This is a genomic window from Desulfomarina sp., assembly GCF_054039375.1.
On the sequence record NZ_JBPLBA010000128.1, the window covers coordinates 1 to 19,905 of the forward strand.

General features: G+C 43.3%; 19 protein-coding genes. 6 read left to right on the forward strand and 13 right to left on the reverse strand.

The genetic code is table 11. From position 1 onward, the window contains the following. Nucleotides 1-437: 437 nt before the first annotated feature. The 3 genes from ACXLDX_RS07300 to ACXLDX_RS07310 all read right to left on the reverse strand — a co-directional run bounded on the left by ACXLDX_RS07300 (nt 438) and on the right by ACXLDX_RS07310 (nt 3,104). Nucleotides 438-872: a single-stranded DNA-binding protein gene (locus ACXLDX_RS07300; RefSeq protein WP_457576534.1), complete on the reverse strand. Its 435-nt coding sequence runs from the start codon at nt 870-872 to the stop codon at nt 438-440. Between the two features lie 226 nt (nt 873-1,098). After that, nucleotides 1,099-2,214: an SPL family radical SAM protein gene (locus tag ACXLDX_RS07305; protein ID WP_457576535.1), complete on the reverse strand. Its 1,116-nt coding sequence runs from the start codon at nt 2,212-2,214 to the stop codon at nt 1,099-1,101. A 38-nt stretch (nt 2,215-2,252) separates the two neighbouring features. Further along, nucleotides 2,253-3,104, reverse strand: a complete 852-nt coding sequence (locus ACXLDX_RS07310) for a glycosyltransferase family 2 protein (protein ID WP_457576536.1) — start codon at nt 3,102-3,104, stop codon at nt 2,253-2,255. Nucleotides 3,105-3,252: 148 nt separating this feature from the next. Here ACXLDX_RS07310 and ACXLDX_RS07315 point away from each other — a divergent pair, with 148 nt between their 5' ends. Together ACXLDX_RS07315 and ACXLDX_RS07320 are read left to right on the forward strand one after the other, a co-directional pair. After that, nucleotides 3,253-4,749: an Rne/Rng family ribonuclease gene (locus tag ACXLDX_RS07315; RefSeq protein WP_457576537.1), complete on the forward strand. Its 1,497-nt coding sequence runs from the start codon at nt 3,253-3,255 to the stop codon at nt 4,747-4,749. A 62-nt stretch (nt 4,750-4,811) separates the two neighbouring features. Next, complete coding sequence (locus ACXLDX_RS07320; protein WP_457576538.1) at nt 4,812-6,188, forward strand: M23 family metallopeptidase; 1,377 nt, start codon at nt 4,812-4,814, stop codon at nt 6,186-6,188. Nucleotides 6,189-6,360: 172 nt separating this feature from the next. Here the strand turns inward: ACXLDX_RS07320 and ACXLDX_RS07325 are convergent, their stop codons facing one another. Further along, the gene (locus tag ACXLDX_RS07325) at nt 6,361-6,528 is read right to left on the reverse strand and encodes a hypothetical protein (RefSeq protein ID WP_228856936.1); all 168 of its coding nucleotides are present in this window, start codon (nt 6,526-6,528) and stop codon (nt 6,361-6,363) included. Between the two features lie 376 nt (nt 6,529-6,904). On the opposite strand from ACXLDX_RS07325, the gene lptF reads away from it, so the two are divergent. Both lptF and ACXLDX_RS07335 read left to right on the forward strand, forming a co-directional pair. Beyond that, a complete protein-coding gene (gene lptF / locus ACXLDX_RS07330) occupies nt 6,905-8,335 on the forward strand; it encodes an LPS export ABC transporter permease LptF (RefSeq protein ID WP_457576539.1) in 1,431 nt (476 codons plus the stop codon). Nucleotides 8,336-8,409: 74 nt separating this feature from the next. Next, complete coding sequence (locus ACXLDX_RS07335) at nt 8,410-10,011, forward strand: NAD(P)H-hydrate dehydratase (RefSeq protein WP_457576540.1); 1,602 nt, start codon at nt 8,410-8,412, stop codon at nt 10,009-10,011. A 32-nt stretch (nt 10,012-10,043) separates the two neighbouring features. On the opposite strand, the gene ung is transcribed toward ACXLDX_RS07335, so the two are convergent. The 9 genes from ung to ACXLDX_RS07380 form a co-directional block, all read right to left on the reverse strand. Then, the gene (ung, locus tag ACXLDX_RS07340) at nt 10,044-10,730 is read right to left on the reverse strand and encodes a uracil-DNA glycosylase (protein ID WP_457576541.1); all 687 of its coding nucleotides are present in this window, start codon (nt 10,728-10,730) and stop codon (nt 10,044-10,046) included. A 194-nt stretch (nt 10,731-10,924) separates the two neighbouring features. Continuing rightward, nucleotides 10,925-12,145, reverse strand: a complete 1,221-nt coding sequence (locus tag ACXLDX_RS07345) for a chemotaxis protein CheB (protein WP_457576542.1) — start codon at nt 12,143-12,145, stop codon at nt 10,925-10,927. A 119-nt stretch (nt 12,146-12,264) separates the two neighbouring features. Next, nucleotides 12,265-12,915 carry a nicotinate (nicotinamide) nucleotide adenylyltransferase gene (nadD, locus tag ACXLDX_RS07350; RefSeq protein ID WP_457576543.1) on the reverse strand — a complete coding sequence of 217 codons (651 nt, stop codon included), beginning with the start codon at nt 12,913-12,915 and terminating at the stop codon, nt 12,265-12,267. Beyond that, nucleotides 12,912-14,168 carry a glutamate-5-semialdehyde dehydrogenase gene (locus ACXLDX_RS07355; protein WP_457576544.1) on the reverse strand — a complete coding sequence of 419 codons (1,257 nt, stop codon included), beginning with the start codon at nt 14,166-14,168 and terminating at the stop codon, nt 12,912-12,914. Before ACXLDX_RS07355 ends, nadD begins: the two co-directional genes overlap by 4 nt. Before the next feature lie 86 nt (nt 14,169-14,254). Further along, nucleotides 14,255-15,409, reverse strand: a complete 1,155-nt coding sequence (proB, locus tag ACXLDX_RS07360; protein ID WP_457576545.1) for a glutamate 5-kinase — start codon at nt 15,407-15,409, stop codon at nt 14,255-14,257. 51 nt (nt 15,410-15,460) lie between these two features. Then, complete coding sequence (obgE, locus tag ACXLDX_RS07365) at nt 15,461-16,462, reverse strand: GTPase ObgE (RefSeq protein WP_457576546.1); 1,002 nt, start codon at nt 16,460-16,462, stop codon at nt 15,461-15,463. Between the two features lie 124 nt (nt 16,463-16,586). Then, a complete protein-coding gene (gene rpmA / locus ACXLDX_RS07370; protein ID WP_457576547.1) occupies nt 16,587-16,844 on the reverse strand; it encodes a 50S ribosomal protein L27 in 258 nt (85 codons plus the stop codon). Nucleotides 16,845-16,914: 70 nt separating this feature from the next. Next, nucleotides 16,915-17,226 carry a 50S ribosomal protein L21 gene (rplU, locus tag ACXLDX_RS07375; RefSeq protein WP_457576548.1) on the reverse strand — a complete coding sequence of 104 codons (312 nt, stop codon included), beginning with the start codon at nt 17,224-17,226 and terminating at the stop codon, nt 16,915-16,917. Between the two features lie 696 nt (nt 17,227-17,922). Further along, nucleotides 17,923-18,369, reverse strand: coding sequence for an AP2 domain-containing protein (locus ACXLDX_RS07380; RefSeq protein ID WP_228856947.1), 447 nt, complete (start codon nt 18,367-18,369; stop codon nt 17,923-17,925). 499 nt (nt 18,370-18,868) lie between these two features. On the opposite strand from ACXLDX_RS07380, the gene ACXLDX_RS07385 reads away from it, so the two are divergent. Continuing rightward, nucleotides 18,869-19,279: a MazG nucleotide pyrophosphohydrolase domain-containing protein gene (locus tag ACXLDX_RS07385; RefSeq protein WP_457576549.1), complete on the forward strand. Its 411-nt coding sequence runs from the start codon at nt 18,869-18,871 to the stop codon at nt 19,277-19,279. Nucleotides 19,280-19,430: 151 nt separating this feature from the next. Then, on the forward strand, nt 19,431-19,874 hold the full coding sequence (rpsF, locus tag ACXLDX_RS07390; protein WP_457576550.1) for a 30S ribosomal protein S6: 444 nt from the start codon (nt 19,431-19,433) through the stop codon (nt 19,872-19,874). The last annotated feature ends 31 nt before the right edge of the window (nt 19,875-19,905 follow it).

A 19,905-nucleotide genomic window follows, 5' to 3' on the forward strand; every position in this document is an offset into this window, starting at 1 on the left:
GTAACTACTCACAGGGGTAGCAATTATATGATTTTATTACCTCTGAAGTGTAATTGCTCACAGGTGCCGCAGATTTTTGCAGGCTCTTTTGTTCGCTATAGCCTACCTATGCGGACGAAAGAGACCGTGAAAAGCTGGGGTACCTGTGAGTAATTACGGATTGAGACTATTATTTAATCTGAGAGCCCAACGCACCTGTGACCAATTACAAATATGTCTCTGCAATAAATCAAGACGTTTAAATCCTGCAACCGGCAAATTCGAAATCTACGATTACCTGCCGGAGATATGAGGTTCAATGGCTTGACGTACAGGTATACTTCAAGCCATTGAAAATGAAGCAGGTAGCGAGCCCGTGACACTCCGGGTTTGGTAAATTCACCAATCAGGTGAATCAGGCTGCATCATCATCGAATGTCCACTGATCCAGAGTCGTATCAGAAGGGCACATCCTCACCGGTTGTCGGACTTCCCCCCGAAGAACTGTCACCAAACGGATCAGGGGGTAAAGGTGGCTCCTGACTGCCGCCACCACCAAAATCGCTGTTTCGCGGAGTAAGATTTTGAATCGTTGAGGCTATGATTTCAGTAGTATACCTGTCATTACCATTCTGATCCTGCCATTTTCGGGTCTGCAGACGCCCTTCAACATAGACTTTCATTCCTTTGGACAGGTAGTTGCTGCAAAACTCGGCACTCTGTGCCCAGACTATCACCCGGTGCCATTCAGTTTCTTCCTGAGGATTCCCATCCCTGTCCTTCCAACGTCTGTTGGTGGCCACACTCAATGTCGCAACTGCCGTGCCGCTCTGAGTGTAGCGCAGCTCAGGATCACTTCCCAGATTTCCCACAAGGATTACCTTATTTATCATTAACCATTCTCCTGATTATTATTGGAAAAAGGTGACTACTCCCCGGGTCACAACGACCTGTTCTTATCACCTCTGAACCGTAATTAAAAAATTACAAAAAAATTATCTCAGCCTAATGGTCGGGATCATCATTTTTGCCTGTTCCCGACTCCACATCCAACTCTGATTCACCTGCATAACCTGTAAAATATAAAACAAAAATACAAAAACGTCACCTATTCAGGATTTATACAACACTCTTGTCCAGCATACGGGGGATCCCTCCTTTTTCTTCAGGGATAAAACCCATCACTTCCTGCCAGATTTCATCGCTTTCCATGCAGAAATAAATACAGGTCCGGGAAGAAGCTTTTTTCTTCAGCTCCTCATATATATGACGATACAGCCTGACTCTTTCCGGTCTGAAATACCTTGCCTTGTTATCAAGTCCCTCGATAAATTCCTGAAAGTAAATATTTGAATGGGGAAAACGGCTTATTCCAATATCTTTCAAACTCGGAATATAACGCAAAGCACCCATGGATATCCAGGCTATGGCATCAGCAGGAACAAATTCGTAAAGCATCCGTACAGTTTCAGAATACCCCTCACGCCAGCCCGGATGATCTATAATCGGATCAAAATGAAAGGCCAGCCTGTACCCCATATCCGCACACTTTGCAGCAGCAGTCAGTCTTTCGTCCAGGGTTGCTGAACGCAGCTCCTCTTTTTTCATGACAGAAGGGCTGTTTAACGACCATGCCACAACAGTTCTTTTGTTGTGCTCCAGCCCCATGAGATTCTCTATCACCGCACTTTTGGTCTTCAACTCAAGGATCGCATTTGTTTTTGTGGCAAAATAGGAAACAAGATGTTTACTCAAACATGTAAATCTGTCTATGGCCAGGGAGTCAGTAAATTCGCCCGTTCCAATCCGATAAAATGTTTCCGGATTTTCCAGAAGTACTTCGTCAAGCTCCGCAAACATTTTTTCAATATTCACATAATGCGTCAGCCATGGCGAATTCAGGTAAGCCTGCAGAATACAGTAGACACAGTCAATAGGACAGTTCATTCCCGTGCTGAGTACCTGATAATCACAACACCGATATTCTTTTGTACCTGGACAGGGTTTAAAAAAAACACCCCGGTTTTCACAGAGAAACAACTGTCGTTTTCCGGCAGTAAGATTTGCAGCAAAATCCGCATCCAGATCATTGGGTTTCCCTCTCTCCGGAACCGGAGTATAATCAAGGCCTGTTCTTTCAATGATATCCCTGGTATACGGCAGATCCAGACACGACTCCTCGACAAAGAGGTTTTTTATAAAATAAGATGGGTCCTTCCACGTTTTTCCCGCCACAATACCTCCAGTAAATTACACGAATTCAGATTGGTATTTCATCTCCTGTACCTTTCTATCAATCTGAGAAATGATTCTCCCTCCTCTTTTTTCCCATGCTTTATACAGCCATTCCCGTAAACAATACACTTCTTTTCAAGCTCAAGCAGGGCAGCCTGCACCTGATCCTTATGAAGAATACCCGAATCCAGTAAATTCGTAATGGCTTGAATTCGTAATTTATCCATACCCACACGATAAATCCATGAGACTTGATCCGCTCGCCCGCCTTCTTTAATCGTCAGCGGTAAATCAACAAGATAAAACAAAAACCTGCAGCTCACCCTTAACCAGAAGTCATAATCTTCACAGCATCTCAGGCATTCATCAAAATTTCCCACAATTGAAAACAATTCCTTTTTCAACATTACTGTTGACATGCCCACTCCACACAGCAGAAGGCAGTGGTCAAAAATATTGCCATGTCGGGGGATATGGATCTTTTTCTGATTAAGATGTTCACCATTTCGAAACCATTGTTCCCTTGTATGGCTGATCCAGTATTCGGGATTTTTTTTCATTGCCGCAAACTGCAGTTCCAGTTTTTTTCTCTTCCAGTGATCATCTGAATCGAGAAAAGCAATATAGGGATATCGGGCAACAGCAATTCCCCTGTTTCTTGCCGCAGCCGGGCCGCTGTTTTCCTGCCGTAAATAATTTACATCAATGGTACATGACTGGGAAAAATCCTCAACAACCGAAGAGGTTTGATCAGTAGAGCCGTCATCAACTACGATAATTTCACCACATCTCAGCGTCTGCCTGTGTATTGATTCAAGAGCTCTGTGGAGAAATTGTGAACGATTATAAGCAGGAATAATGACCGAGACAGGACAACGGGATGTCAACATCTTATTTAGTTATTAATTTTTTAATTACATAAATATAATCAATAATTATTATGGCAATTTACTAATGCAATAATGTATACTATAAAACTCGAATAGTATACTCCTTCTCCTCGGAGAAGTCTAAATATTAGATTATTACGGTTTTACAATGTCCACGGAAATACTGATCAACGCGACGAGCTACGAGGTGCGCCTGGCCCTTGTGGAGGATGGAACCCTGAGCGAATTTCATATGCAGAGGCATACTGAAAAAGGGCTCATGGGAAATGTCTATAAAGGCAAAGTAGTCCGAGTCCTCCCGGGAATGCAGGCTGCATTTGTGGATATCGGCCTGGAGCGTACAGGATTTCTCTACGTTGCAGATGTCTGCGTTGCCTCAGACACGCCTGAGCTCTGTTCCTGTATGACGGACTGTGCCAACACCAATATCAAGGCCCAGGGGCTGCACATTGAAGACCTGCTGGTTGAAGGTCAGGATATCATTGTTCAGGTCAACAAAGATCCTATCGGGACCAAAGGCGCAAGACTCACCTGTCACATAACCCTCCCCTGTCGAAATCTTGTTTTTATCCCCTTGACAGACCATATCGGAATATCAAGAAAAATTGAAGACGAGGAAATCCGCGACCGGCTCAAACAGCAGATAGAGGAAATTCGTCCTGATAATGCCGGTTTTATCGTCAGAACAGTAGCGGAACATGCAACCAGGGAAGAACTGGAAGCAGATATGGAATTTCTGATGCTGCTTTGGGATGATGTAATGGACAGGGCCAAACACCGACCCGCACCTGCTGTTATTTTTGAAGATCTTGATATTATTTCCAGGTCCATCAGGGATTTTTTCACCATGGATGTTGACAAGCTGGTCATAGATGATCCGGCTGGTCATAAAAAACTACTCCAGTTTGCAGAAACATTTGCCCCCCAGCTTCTGGACAAGATCGAATTGTATGACGAAAAAATACCCCTGTTTGAAGCCCACAACATCGAGGCGGAAATAACGAGAGCCACAGAAAAGAAAGTGTGGTTACGTTCCGGTGGTTATATCATTATCGAAAGCACGGAAGCCCTGTCTGTGATTGATGTCAATACAGGCCGGTTTGTTGGCAAAAAGAATCTGAATGATACGATTTTCAAAACCAACATGGAAGCGGCGATCGAAATAGCCTACCAGCTTCGATTACGTAATATCGGTGGTATAATCATTATTGATTTCATCGACATGGAAGATGAACAACACAGGGAAACCCTTTTTAGTACTTTTAAGGAAGCCGTAAAAAAAGATAAGAGCAGAAACAATATCCTCAAGCTCTCCGAATTTGGTCTTGTGCAGATGACACGGAAAAGAAATTCTGAAAACCTGCACCAGCTGATGTGTGAACCCTGCCACTACTGCTCCGGAGAAGGTATGATCAAATCCAGGCGCACAATCTGCTATGATATTTTCAGAAAAATCAGCAGAAATGTCAGTAAGGCAAAAGGGTCAACCATAACCCTGCGGGTCCATCCAAGAATCGCGGACATGCTCAATGAAGAAGAAGAATTGACCAGAATCCGACTTGAAGAGGACACAGGAAAACGCATTATTGTGGCTCCCTCAAAAGAGCTGCACATGGAAAAATATGAAATAATCTGGCAGAATTAAAAATCTCCACAAACAATCACCTTCAGAATTCTTTTTCAGTATTCACAGGAGCTCAGCCTGTCATGGCTTTCAGATACAAAAAAAAATCATCTACCCCCCGTCGTATTTTTCTCACTATCCTGCTGGTCCTTGTCATCACCGTTGTGACCGGCGGTTTTTTTCTCTTTTTCGAGGGAGAAAACCCTGTTGCGAGCCTCAAGGAAAATGGTGAATTCATAGGCAAAAAAGGGATTGTCAAATTCACGGTCTCGGACAGTCAAAGCGGAATCAAATCAATTACACTCACAGCGTCCCAGAACGATCAGATAAAAACTCTTTACAAAATAACTTTTAAACGAAAATCCTACAAGGGACAGGCTGGTCCCACAAAAGAAAACAAAGCTATTTCCTTTGATGCAAAAAAACTTGGCTTTAAAGATGGTCCTGTCCTGCTGACGCTTGAAACCTCTGATTTTTCTTTCAGAGGCTGGCTGAAGGGAAACACTACCCGTATTACAAAGAAAATTGTTCTTGACACTCAACCACCCCGGATTCAGATTCTCCACAGCGAAAAATATATAATACCCGGTGGAAGTGGTATTGCCATTTACAGATTATCTGACAGGGAGGCAAAACATGGTGTCATGCTCAATGGCCATTTCAATCCCGGATTTCTCATTGGAGACGGCCGCGATGATACGTTTATCACATTTTTCGGCCTTCCTTATGATGCCAGAACAATAAACACCCTCGCTGTTACTGCCGTTGACAGAGCCGGTAACCGTACAGTTGCCCCCTTTTCCACAATTTACAAAGCAGACCGGAAAAAACGGGACAGAATTAATGTCACCGATGGCTTTTTGAAAAAGAAAATTCCCGAATTTGAGCAGTTTTACCCTGACCTCACCGGAACATTTCTGGAAAAATATCTATTTATAAACAACACAGTACGCAAACAGAACAACCACAAAATAAGCTCGCTCTGCAATACCCCGTCTGAAAAAAGAATGTGGAAAGACAGGTTTACACGAATGCCTGGCAGTTCAAGGGCCGGTTTTGCCGACCATCGAACCTATTTTTATAAAGGACGCCCCGTCGACAAACAGGTTCATCTGGGGATGGACATCGCCTCAACCAGGCATGCCAACGTAAGAGCCGCTAACAGTGGGATAGTTGTTTATGCTGATTATTTAGGTATTTATGGCAACATGGTCATGATTGATCACGGCCAGGGAATCTTCAGCCTGTATTCACATCTCAGCCAGATTAATGTGGTTCCAGGAGACAAAGTCACACCCAAATCCACCATTGGCCTGACAGGCACAACCGGAATGGCCGGTGGAGATCATCTTCATTTCTCCATGCTTGTCAACGGTGTTTTTGTCACCCCTAAAGAATGGTGGGATCAGCACTGGATTGAGGTGACCGTGAATGAGCCGCTTATCGATTCGAAATTTTGATCCTGACCCCATGGGCAGAACCCATAAGGGAGGTGGGTGGTTTTATTAAACAGGTTCTGTTTTTGTATTACCTGAATCCCGCACGCTCGCTCATCGGCTTCGTTTTGTTATCAAACATAAATTCATAAAGCCGTGACAGATTCAGGTTAATATCTTCCGTGGAAAACAACGATTAATCTTCATAATCATAATCAGGGCGGCGACACAATGCGCAACGTAGAGTCGGATCATCCCGGTCAAAGATCCATTCCCATTTTTTTTCACGTATCATTGACTCTTCCTCAACGCCACAGGTGATACACACCCACTTGTCACCTTCTTCCGTTTCATACAAATGCATTGTTTCCCTCGATTTATTGATAATATGGTTTATAATCCCGATAATTCCCGCAATGACTCACACCCACTCCAGCTTTTCACGTGCTCTTTTTGCCCGCAAAGGCAGGTTATAGCGAAGAAAGAGGTGGAAAATCCTGCAGAAGGTGGACAGTTACAGTGCATAATCTATAAAAATATTGAGTTATTGACCTGTTGAATAATAGTCAGCAATTCCCTGCACGAAAGAAAATACAGTTCAATATGGAGACAATACAATTCTCTGGTCGAATTTCACATTTCATTGAAAACACTTTTTACTACTGTTATTCAACCTTTCATGCAAGTTTTTTCTCCCCATAATGGTCGTGACTGAAGGTAGCCATCTTCCCGTGTACTTTATGAAACCGTTTTCAAGACTCCCACTATTATTATACAGTTATCTGGCGACTGAAATGCTTGCACCTTTTTTCGCCAGTTTTATCATAATGAATTGTGTCTTTTTCCTGGTTAAGCTTATACCGTTTCTCAATTTCACCCTCGAACTTGACATAGGACCCGCTGATTTTATCAGGCTTTTTGCCTATCTTTTCCCCAATATCTTCCTCTATTCCATTCCCATGGCCGCAATGATGGGAGTAACCATCGGTTTTGCCCGCCTTTCAAGTGATTCAGAGATTCTCGCACTTAAAGCAAGTGGTATCAGCGTTTACCAGCTACTGCCTCCAGTCATTGTCGTCGCCACTCTCATTGCCCTTCTGACCGGTTATTTTTCCATCCGACTCATCCCTCTGAGTGAGGTTTCCATGAAACACCTCACCTACCAGTTGCTGAGAGAAAAAATCAACAAAGGTATTAAGGAACACACCTTTACTGAAGCCCTTGGAGATGTGGTTGTCTATGTGGAACAGATAGACAAACAGACGGGAGAATGGAAGAAAGTCTGGGTCTCGGATATGCGCGGAGTTGACAATCCTGTCATAACCATGGCCTCAACCGGCTCCATGAAAGGGAATGCGGAAAATATGCAGGTTTCGATAATTCTCCGCAACGGCAGCCTTCACAGGCCGGGAAATGACAATGCCCAGATCGTTCAATTTGATCGATACAGGATAAACATCCCCCTCCTGCCCTCCGCAACAAAGGCAACAAGATTGAAAAGAAGCGCGCTGACTATGAAACAACTTCTGGATGAAGCCGGATCAATCAGGGAAAACACGGAACACAAACGCAAACTGCTTATTGAATACCATAAACGCCTGGTTCTTCCTGTGGGTTGTCTTATGATCAGCCTCCTGGGACTTCCCCTTGGCCTGCAGGCCAGACCTGGAAAAAAAGCGATCGGTATTCAGATTGGTCTTGCTATTTTTGTATTGTATTACATCCTTTTCACATTCGGAAAAACTCTGGCAGAAGAGGATCGTCTGCCAATTGCTCTGTCCATGTGGACACCCAATACCCTGTTTTTCATCCTGGCTGTTTTCTGGATTACCAGAGTATCAAACGAAAAATCACTTATTCCTGAAAATATAACAGTTTTTTTTCAGAAAACAGGTAATAATATACGGTCATTATTTTCAAAATTTTTAAACCAGATAAAAACCGGTATTCCCGGTATCGCTCAATCCGACAGCTATGATACTTCCGGCGACAGCAATACTGATCATATAGAAAATGCTGTTAAAGGGAATGCAAAGAGCCGGGTATTCCATGTGAAGTCATGCGAATTTTATAACTGTAAAAACTGCACAATTGAGTTTAAGGATATTCAAGTCGCCTTGGATGCAGGGTTCGAACCATGTCGTTTCTGTAAAAGTTTTATTGAAGACTAACGATAATTAATCACATGGTTGGTACCCCTGTGATTAATTACGGCTAAGGTGATCATTTTTTAGGGAGATTTTCCATGAAACTGCCCACATCAAGTGAGATGAAAGGTCTTGACAGGTCTGCCATTGAAGAATTCAGCATTCCAAGTATTGTGCTGATGGAAAATGCCGGCCTGGGAACTGTAAGAATGATGGAGACACAATGCGGCCCCTGCAAAGATACCTTTGCTCTTATTTTTGTCGGCCCGGGCAATAATGGTGGCGATGGTCTTGTCATCGGTCGTCATCTTCACCAGAGGGGTTGCAAACCCGTGTTTTTTTTCCTGGTCAACCCGGACTCTTTAAAAGGTGATGCGGCTGTCAATCTCAAAATCATAAAAAAACTCAGATTACCGTTCCATGTTATAGACACCCCCAGCAGAGTGGAAACGATACCAATTTTATTGAAGCAGTTTGAATCAAGAGGGCTGCCCTGCTACGCAATAATTGATGCAATTTTCGGCATTGGCCTGACCAGAAAAGTGGAAAGCCATTTTGCTGACACCATAAACCTTATCAACAGAAAAAACTTCGCTCACCGATCTCCTGTCATTTCTGTTGATACACCTTCAGGGATGGATGCAGATACAGGAAAAGTGCTTGGCACATGCATAAGAGCCAACTACACGGCTACATACTGTTGTGCAAAACCCGGTCATTTCATCCACGGCAGTGCTTCATGGACAGGAAAACTTGAAATAATCGACATAGGAATTCCTCCAGAGACCGTCTACAATGCTGACATCAGAACAGAACTGACAACTCAGGAAACCTGTAAAAAAATCACCTGTAATCTGAACCGGAAAAAATCCTCCCATAAAGGTATACATGGCCACCTCCTGGTCATCGCCGGTTCATCAGGGAAAACAGGAGCAGCTGTTCTTGCCGCAAAAGGCGGGTTGAGAGCTGGAGCCGGACTCGTCACCCTCTGTGTTCCGCAGAAACTGAATGGTATTTTTGAGACAGCAGTTATTGAAGCAATGACAATTCCACTCCCAAACAGTACCGATCATATCATCCATGACGACATTGATTTGATCATTGATGCAGTCCAGAACAAAAATGCAGTTGTTCTGGGTCCCGGACTTGGAACGGCCCCGGGCACGGCAAAACTTGTCATGCAACTTTACAGTTCCGTACCCTGCCCAATGATCATTGATGCAGATGCGTTTAATATCCTTGCGGAAAACAGAGGAAATATTCCTCTGCCGGCTGGTCCAAGGATTTTCACACCCCATCCTGGTGAATTAAGCAGGTTGATACGGAAAACTCCGGAAGACATTCAAAATAACCGCCTTGAAGCCGCCATAGAAGGGTGTAGGTTTTTTTCGGCCTCAGATCATGAAACAATCTTTGTGCTGAAGGGTGCAGGAACTCTTATCACATCGGAAGACGGTAAAACAGCGATCAATACCAGCGGTAATCCGGGAATGGCAACCGGCGGCATGGGGGACGTACTGACTGGAATTATCGGAGCACTTGTCTGCCAGGGAGTATCAGTGAGAAACAGTGCCGTTGCCGGTGTTTTTCTCCATGGTTATGCCGGGGATCTCCTTTACGACCAGAAAGGTTCAGGCTATACTGCGAGTGAACTGGCAGATGCTGTTCCGGTAACAATAAAAAAATTTCTGCGTACCTGAAATATGAGTGTCTCGAAACGCTCTTCTGAATCCTACCATTGAATAGGCTTCTGCCCTGTCTTTTCCAGGTACGTATTACATTTCACAAAGACATCGGAGCCCAGAAAGCCCCTGTGAGCCGATAGTGGAGAAGGATGAGTTGTAGCAAGAACCAGGTGTTTTGTCTGATCAATGAGTGGTGTTTTCTTCTGGGCAAATGCACCCCAGAGCATAAAAACGAGGTTTTCCTTTTTTTGTGACAATGTTTCAATAATGGAGTCAGTCAAAGTATGCCAACCCAGTTTCACATGGGAATTAGGTCTCTTGGCAATAACAGTCAGACTGGCATTGAGGAGCAGAACGCCCTGTCTGGCCCATCTTGTCAGATCACTGTCCTGGCTGACCGGTTTTCCATCATACACTGATCGATTGACTTCCTGCAGAATATTTCGCAAAGACGGCGGAATCGGAATTCCCTCTCTAACTGAAAAGCACAATCCATGGGCCTCCGGCCCCTTTCCCGGATGCTCATTGAAATACGGATCCTGACCGATGATAACAACCTTTGTATCACCAAAACTGGTTTGTCTCATTGCGGCAAACACATTTTCACGCAAGGGAAAAACCTTTATGTTTCCACCGGATTCATATGCCTTTTTCAAGAGAGATCTATGGTAACCCTGCTGCATGAGCGGTACCGTCTCTTCCCATAATTGTGATTGAACCTGGGTTTCCTCCATGGCAATATTCCATTTCTTTAATTGTAATTACTCACTGGTGCCTCGGCTTTTCACGGGCTCGTCTGTACAGGGAGGCATATGTGAGCATTTTTCTTTTCCTGTGGCGCAAAAATCGAGGAAAAACAATTTTTCAAGGTGGCCTGTAACAAATATCACAAAGCTACTCCATGCTGGCATTATCAACCTGTGAGTAATTACCCCGTAACAATGTCATCTTTTGCATTGCGATGCAGATGTTTAATTTTCTCAACTAGATTATCCATGGAAACAGTTGTATGAATATTGCACTGCTTCATAACGCGTTTACCCATTGACGAACAGAGGCAGGCTGTCGATTCAAGAATGAGCTGTGTTCCCCTGTTGCGCATAAGGATGCTTATTCCCTTTTCCCCTTCCTCTTTATCACCGGAAATTATTATCCCGGCAGCCTTCTTTTTAAAAATTGCACTCACCGAGGCCATAAGCACATCCAACGGCCCGACATTGTCCGCCGTTTTTTTCTGAAGACGCTGTAAAGTCAAACGGGTACTGTACGGTTTCAGGCACATATAATCTTCTCCTGAGGCAAGATAACAGTTTCCAGCCTCAAGACTTACTCCATCTCCGGCTCGCAGAACCTTCATGGAGGAGATTGAATCAAGATATTCAGTAAATGAATCTATCTGCTTGACATCACAATGGAGAACAGCGATCACCGCTCCACCCATATCCGGCTCCAGCCTGGGGATAATATTCAGCAGGTTATAAAATCCACCTTCTCCACCACCTATAACTGTAACAAAAGTATTTCTCCGATACTGACCTGTGACAACAAGATCAATAGAATCTCCGCATACGGAACAGATAATGTTTTCGTCCATTCTTGATCGGTTGAAGCTGACAACCTCCTTATTGCCGCATTCCTCACAAAATACTACTCTCTGTTCCTCTTTTGCGGGGAGTGTAAAGGATCCGGAAGCCGTAAAGACCGGGCTGACCGATTTCACTTCCATCCCGGCCGCCTTTTTAACCTTATCCGTAATGAATTTCTTATGAACCAGCAATTTATTTTCCTGGAAAATGAAATTTTTACAGATAAAATCCACAGCACCGTTTTTCAGAGTATCAAAAGATCTTGCCGTACCTTCCTCTGTAAGGCTGGACAGCATAATGGTGGGCGTTGGACGGTGGATCATGAGATGCTGCAAGGCTGTCATCCCGTCCATTAGAGGCATTTCCACATCAAGGAGAATGACATCCGGATTTGTTTTCAAAACAAGGTCAAGAGCTTCAATACCGTTCTGAGCTTCACCAGCAATGGTTATATCATCACAGTCATCAATCAGATCTCGAATAAAGCGCCGGAATACAAGGGAATCATCCACCAGCAGAAGGGATATCGGGGAAGCTGAGGAACCTGGGAATTGTGATTGCATTTTTTCTCTTTCAGACAACCGAATACCTCTTATCCTAAATCCTCGATTTTAAAAGATGAAAAAGATAACTTCTAATTTATGACATTGCCCATGAAATCAGAAAGCAAATAATTACATTTTCACCCGCCATGTTGATACAACCGCTTATCCCGGATGTATTCAACCACTTTCAACGGGACATACTTTTCCAGCTCCCGGAAGTTTCCGTTAATATTTCTGATGAAAGTTGACGAAACTCCAACCGGGCTTGTGTCAAGAAACAGAATGTCTTTCCCCCCCCAGTCACTGCTCCAGTGACTCTTTTTCTTTCTGTCATATCCGATATTCAAGGCAAGATCAACCATCTTGCGGCTATCTACATCTTTTCTATGACCGACAATAAGAGATACCTCCCGGAGAACATGCCGGAATGATTTCCATGTTAGAATATCGAGAAAAGCATCACTGCCGATGATAAAAAAAAGTGTACAGTCCTCTCCAATACGTTTTTTCAAGGTTCTGAGAGTATCTATGGTATAGGAAGGCGCAGGCAGCTCCCCCTCGATACAATCGTATCGGAATAATGGATAATCTCCACAGGCGATCTCCATCATTTTGCAACGGTGCGAAAATGAAACCAGGCCGGATTCTGCTTTATGCGGGGGAGCTTTCGACGGGATAAAAATGACCCTGTCCAGGGAATATTCCAGAATTGCAGTTTCAGCCAGCTCAAGATGGCCGAAATGTACGGGGTTGAAGGTGCCACCCAATACTCCAACACGTATTTTCACACCCTGACCTGCCCCTGGCCATAAACCACAAATTTCTTCGTGGTCAATTCATCAAGCCCCATCGGTCCATAAGCGTGGAGTTTTGTTGTACTGATGCCGATTTCAGCACCAAGTCCCAACTCACCCCCGTCATTGAAACGGGTTGAGCTGTTGACCATAACAGCCGATGCATCTATCTCATTGATAAATCTCTGGGCAGTTGTGTAATTTTCTGTAATAATCGACTCGGTATGCCGTGAGCCATACTTTCTGATATACTCTTTTGCTTCATCAAATCCTTCCACAATTTTTACGCAGAGTGTCAGATCCAGGAATTCTCTGCCCCAGTCATCGGAACCGGCAGGATCAATGTTTGCGGAAAGTGCAACACTGCGAGGACAACCAAGCATTTTCACGCCTTTTTCTCCCAGGGAACCGGCAATCAGGGGAATAAATTTTTCCGCAATCGATTTATGAACAAGCAATCCCTCCAGGGCATTACATACTCCCGGTCGGTGGGTTTTAGAATTTAAAATCACAGGGATCGCCTTTTCAGGATCTCCATCCCTGTCCATATAAATATGACAGACACCTTTATAGTGTTTCAAAACAGGAATTGATGAATTACGGCAGACAAAACGGATAAGTCCCTCTCCTCCCCTGGGAATGACAAGGTCTATCTGCTCTTCAAGAGTCAGCAGGTGATTGACGGCTTCACGATCAGTAACCGGAATGACCTGGATACAGTCTCTGTCAACTCTCTGTTCATCCAGAGCTTTCTGCAGTACTGCAGCCAGAGCAAGATTTGAATGTATCGCCTCTGACCCGCCGCGGAGGATCACACTGTTTCCGGCCTTCAGGCACAGGGCAGCCGCATCTATTGTAACATTCGGTCTTGATTCATAAATCATGGCGATAACACCAAGGGGAACAGACATTCTCCCCACCAGAAGGCCGTTGGGCCTCTTGACAAGACCATCAAATTTCCCGACAGGATCTGGCAGACTGCAAATTTCCTTCAGCCCGCTCACCATGGCATCAATGACTGAATCAGACAGGGTCAATCTGTCCAGCATCGCGGGAGAAAGACCTTTTTTTTCTCCCGCTGCAATATCCTTTCTGTTTTCGGTCTGAATATATTTTTTTTCTTCAACCAGAAATTGTGCGATTTTCAATAGAACCTGGTTTTTTGTCCCGGTTGGCAAAGACATCAGGGAATAGGAACTTTTTCTGGCTTTTTCAGCTATATCAATTACAGTTTTTTTCAGTGTCATCGTATTTCCGTATTCCTCCTGAGTTGTCTGAAAATTCCATCTACGCCATAATTGCCGCAGATTAAACTTCGATTATTCATAACTAGCTATAACACCACGAGATTATCTCGATGTAAAATTTCATCAACATCCTTATACCCAAGAACCTGTTCAATCTTGTCTGTCCGCAACCCTTTAATTTTAAAGAGATCGACGGAAGTATAATTGACTAATCCAACCGCAATTTTTCTTCCCTCCTCATCAACACAAACAACGGAATCCCCAACCTCAAACTCGCCATCAAGTCCGGTCACGCCGGAGGGAAGCAGGCTTTTTCCATTTTCAGAGACAGCAGCACAGGCCCCTTTGTCGAGAAACAGAGTCCCTCTGGGCTTAAGAACATAGGCAATCCACCTCTTGCGGCTCTGCATTTTTTCTTTTTTAGGCAGAAAAAATGTCCCCACCATCTCTCCGGAAAACAGATGCTGCAATATGTCTCTTTTCTTGCCGGGGCCGATGAACGAACTACCGCCGCCGGCAGCCACCATTTTCACCGCATTTATTTTGCTCTGCATCCCACCTGTGCCCAGGGCACTTTTGCTGTTTCCGGCCATTGCCTCTATTTCCGGCGTGATTTCAGATACAGTGTAAACAGGCTTTGCATTAGAATTCTGTTGAGGATCAGCATCATAGAGCGCATCAACATCAGTCAGGCAGATAAACATATCGGCTTCAATAAGATTGGCCACCAATGCCCCGAGATTATCATTATCACTGAATTTTAATTCTTCTATTGACACCGTATCATTCTCATTGACAACAGGAATGACACCAAGCTTAAAAAGGGTAAGAATGGTATTTCTCACGTTCAAATACCTGGATCGACTTGAAAGGTCGGAATGAGTCAGGAGAATCTGGGCAATCTTTTTATCATGACTGTCAAAAGCTTCATCATAAAGATGCATAAGACAGGATTGACCTATGGCCGCCAGGGCCTGTTTTTCTTTTATTGAAATGTTTTTATCTGCAAAATCGAGCTTTTTTCTACCAGCAGCCACGGCTCCGGAAGTAACAAGAATAACCTCCCGACCACTGTTATGAAGAAAAGCTATTTCCCGTGCAAGATTCTGTATAACGTCATAGTCCATTCCGTCTTCTGCCGTAAGAATAGCACTGCCTACCTTTACGACAACTCGCCTGGCTTTGTCAAAAAGAGTCTGTCTGAAATATAATCCTTCTTCTCTATCAATGTGGCTTTCCATAATGCCTTCAAAAAGTGTAACTCCAGTAGACACAATAAAAGTGGAGTATCCTTAAAAATTACTGCTCTGGAAGTCCAGAATTTCTTCTAATTTTTCAACCAGATTATCAATTCCATAACCGGATACGCAAGATAAAACTATAACATTAAGATTTTTATCGACAAAATGCTCTCTTAATTCTTTTTGTCTCTGATTATCGACCAGATCACATTTATTGAGCACAATCACCTTAGTCCTGTTTGCAAGTTCTTCCTTGTAATAATTAAGCTCATTTTCTATCGTTACAAAATTTTCTCTGCATCGTTCATCCGCCATATCGACTATATGGAGAATAATCCTGGTTCTTTCTATATGGCGTAAGAATTTGTGACCAAGGCCCACACCCTGATGTGCTCCTTCGACCAATCCGGGAATATCGGCGATAATACAGGATTCATGGTACTTGAAGTGAATAACACCCAGTTGCGGTTCAAGGGTAGTGAAGGGGTAACTGGCAATTTTAGGATTTGCGGCGGATAATTTTGAAAGCAATGTCGATTTACCTGCGTTAGGTAATCCCACAAGCCCAATATCCGCAATGAGTTTTAATTCGATTTTCAACCATTTTTCCTCACCCGGCTTACCCTTTGTCGCAATTCTTGGAGTACGGTTAGAGCCACTTGCAAAATGAGGGTTGCCGAAGCCGCCCTTTCCCCCGGACGCAACCAGAAATTCTTCACCGTCTTCAGTCAGATCTTTTATGATCTCATCAGTTTCACTATCCCTGATAATCGAACCGACAGGGACAACAATGATGCAATCCTTCCCTTTTCGACCGTGCATATCCTTGCCCTGGCCATTGCTGCCGCGCTCAGCCTTAAAATGGGATCTGTACCGAAAATCAATAAGGGAATTTACCGAGTTGGCGGCCCTGATAATTACACTGCCCCCACGACCACCGTCACCACCATTGGGGCCACCTTTCGGTACAAACTTCTCACGACGAAAACTGACACAGCCATTGCCGCCATCTCCAGCCTTCACAAAGAATTTCGCTTCGTCAATAAAACCCATGCAATACCACCATCAGATACTATCAATTCAGATTGAGCATAAAAAAACCCGACCTTTAATACAGAAAGGTCGGGTTTTTTTATCTAAGGGACTCTCACAAGTCCGAAAAAAATTCTGCGAAGGATCAGGCCTGGGGATAAACGCTGACCCTTTTTTTATTTTTCCCGAAATCCTCAAAAGTCACGACACCATCAACCTTAGCAAAAAGAGTGTAATCCCGACCACAGCCTACATTTGTGCCCGGATGAATCTTTGTTCCAACCTGCCTTACAATTATATTTCCGGCTTTTACGATCTGACCACCAAAACGCTTTACACCACGCCGCTGACCGATACTGTCACGACCGTTCCTTGAACTCCCGCCTGCTTTTTTATGAGCCATTTTCTACTCCTTACGGATGACGAAGACAGTACCTACGGTACTGATTACTCTAGTTTACAATTATATTGTTCTATGCAGTTATCGCTTCAATTTTCAAGGCCGTGTAAGCCTGCCTGTGACCTTTTTTCAAGCGATACCCTTTACGTCTTTTCTTTTTAAATACTATAACTTTCTTACCTTTTCCCTGCTCAGCAATTGTTGCGGTCACTTTGGCATTTTCCAGAAGAGGACGTCCTATTTTAACTTCCTCACCATCCACTACCATAAGGACATCACCTAAATCAATACTGTCCCCGACGTTGCCTTCAAGCTTTTCAACACGAACCTGATCACCACATGCGACCTGATACTGTTTTCCACCAGTACGTACTATAGCATACATTATTATAAACCTCTTAGAGTGAATTCTTCAAACGCTCACAACCAACAAATCAGTACAAGAACAGATGATTAGAACCATTTTTACGATACTTGTCAATATGTTTTTCCGATTACCCGTAAAACTCTGCCTGAACAGAGATATATCCGTAAAACCGGCAATATTTTTCCAACACAAGTACCAGGGTAATTACATGTCAGAGGTAATGAAATCAAATAGTTAATACCCCTGTGAAGAGTTATGTACCAGTCCTCGTTTCAGACAAGACAAGATTATTTTTTACAATAATTTTATATTCCGGGGAAATAAACGGTATATCAGCAGATTTGTCAATCAGGAAATTGATCTTTAACTTAAATCATACACTTCGAAAATGAAAAATGGGATTATCTCTTAACTCAACGTATCTCGACAAATCAAATGCAACCAGTCATTCATTTCTAGAATGACAGCACATATTCCATTTTCTCTGCCCAGTGGAATTGTCAATTGCAGGATTCAGGTATATATACATTCTACATTCCAATTAAGTACAAGAATCAACCTTACACTTGTGAGGCTGATAAAAATAGCACATCTCCAGTCTGACTGGGTTCCATGGATAATTAGAAAAAAAATGCCCTGATTGAATTCTCTGGAGATCAATCAGGACAATTTTCAAACAAGGCAATAACAATCAGCCGTCACGGATTCAAATCGCTATGAGGAATACTCAAGACGAGCTTTTTCCTTTTCCTGACGGATGGAGCACGCACGCAGAAAAGCGGCTTTTTTACCATGCTTGTTTATCGATACTGAAGTCTTACCCTGTTTTCCCTGATGGGTCACCCAACTCACTTCATATCTGTTAAGTTTTTCATTCAAGCGTACACCCACAACACCGGTTCCCGAATTACTCACGGTAACCATATGCTTGTTGGTCCTGACCTTGCCAAGTTTTTTCTCGGTTTTATCACGCCATGAAATGGCAGAAAGCAGACTTGAATACCTTCCGCCACATTTTTTATCGGAAAAAAACTTCGAATGGGTTTTTCCAAGAAACCTTACCCGGACATACCAGCCGTGGGTCCTTTTGGATTCCTGATCAATCCTGGCAATGTCCTTGTGTTTTTCCAATAATATTTTCTGTTTCTTTTCATCTTCCATAATCAACCCTCAATTATGTTTAGTGTTACCCGGTTCATCTTGACCGGTGCTTTGGTATATGCCGTACAGCAGCCGTTTCTCCTCGCAATTCTTCAAAAATGAATGGGGCAAATCAGACGGCACTTTAATACATCGTAAATATCTGTTATATGTAACTGTTCACAGATACCCCGGCTTTTACGGTCTCTTTTATCCGCATAGGCAGGCTGTAATGAACAAAAGAGCCTGCAAGAATCTGTGGCACTTGTAAGCAATTACAGTTCAGAGGTAATAAAATCATAGAGTTGCTATCCCTGTGAGGAGTTACTGTTATATCTGTGCTGGAAGAATTCAGTTGCCAAACCCGAAACCTGACAACAGATTTCTGCAGATTCTAATAGTTTGTCAAAGCAGGAAAGTCAACATTTTTTTCGCTTTTCTCAGAAGAATTATGCTTGATTATCAATATCTCTAATTCGATCCTGTCTCATTTTAACAAGTTATTCAAACCAGAAACGTCATGTCCTCCAATATCAAAAATGAACTCAAGCTTCTTACAGCAACTATCGAACAACTCCGCTCAGAAAATGGATGCCCCTGGGACAGACGACAGACAGCATCTTCTTTAATCCCCTACCTGCGGGAAGAGGTGGAAGAACTCATCAATGCCGTCGAACATAATGATTATTCCAACATGTGCGAGGAACTTGGGGACCTTCTCTACCTTGTTATGATGATAGCTGAAATCAATCGAGAAAAAGGTCATTTTGACTTCATGACTGTTGCAAAATCAATTAACGAAAAACTGATAAGACGACACCCCCATGTCTTTGCAGGAAAACCTTATAAAAACGAGGCCGATCTCAAAAAACAATGGGAAAAAATCAAGGCTGAAGAAAAAGAAAAATCAATTGACACCAATCCCTCCTGATTGTATTATACGCAGTTTTTATCGTTAGGCAATTTATTTATGCAGCAATCTCTGCTGCCCTTCTTGCTCGTGCCTCACAAATTCACTGTGTGTACGGGCCGAGAACTGCGGAAGCGCTCCGCAACAAATTACAGTCCATAAGGAGGAACTGATGCGCAGATACGAAACAATTTATATTCTTCGCCCGAACCTTGGGGAAGAGGAAATCAGCAAGGTAGTTGATTATGTCGGTCAAATCATAACAGATGAAGGTGGAACTGTTATTGACCTGAATAAATGGGGCATGAAAAAACTTGCCTATCTCATCAAGAAAGAGAGTCTTGGTTATTACATCTACTGTAATTATGCTACCACCCCGGCTGCAGTCTCAGAAATTGAAAGAAAATTCAGAATTGATGACTCTGTTTTAAAATATATGACCATAAAACTGGCCGATTCAATCTCAGATGAACAAATTCAGCAGGCTGTTGAGGAGATTTCATCCCGGGAAAATGCTCCCGCGGTTGAGGAGACTTCAGAGACAGATGAAACAGAAAAAAAACCCGAGGACTCAAAGAAAGAAGATGAGGACAAAGGTGAGAACACCGCTGAATAGAAAGATTATTTTAATATAATTCCCTATGGAG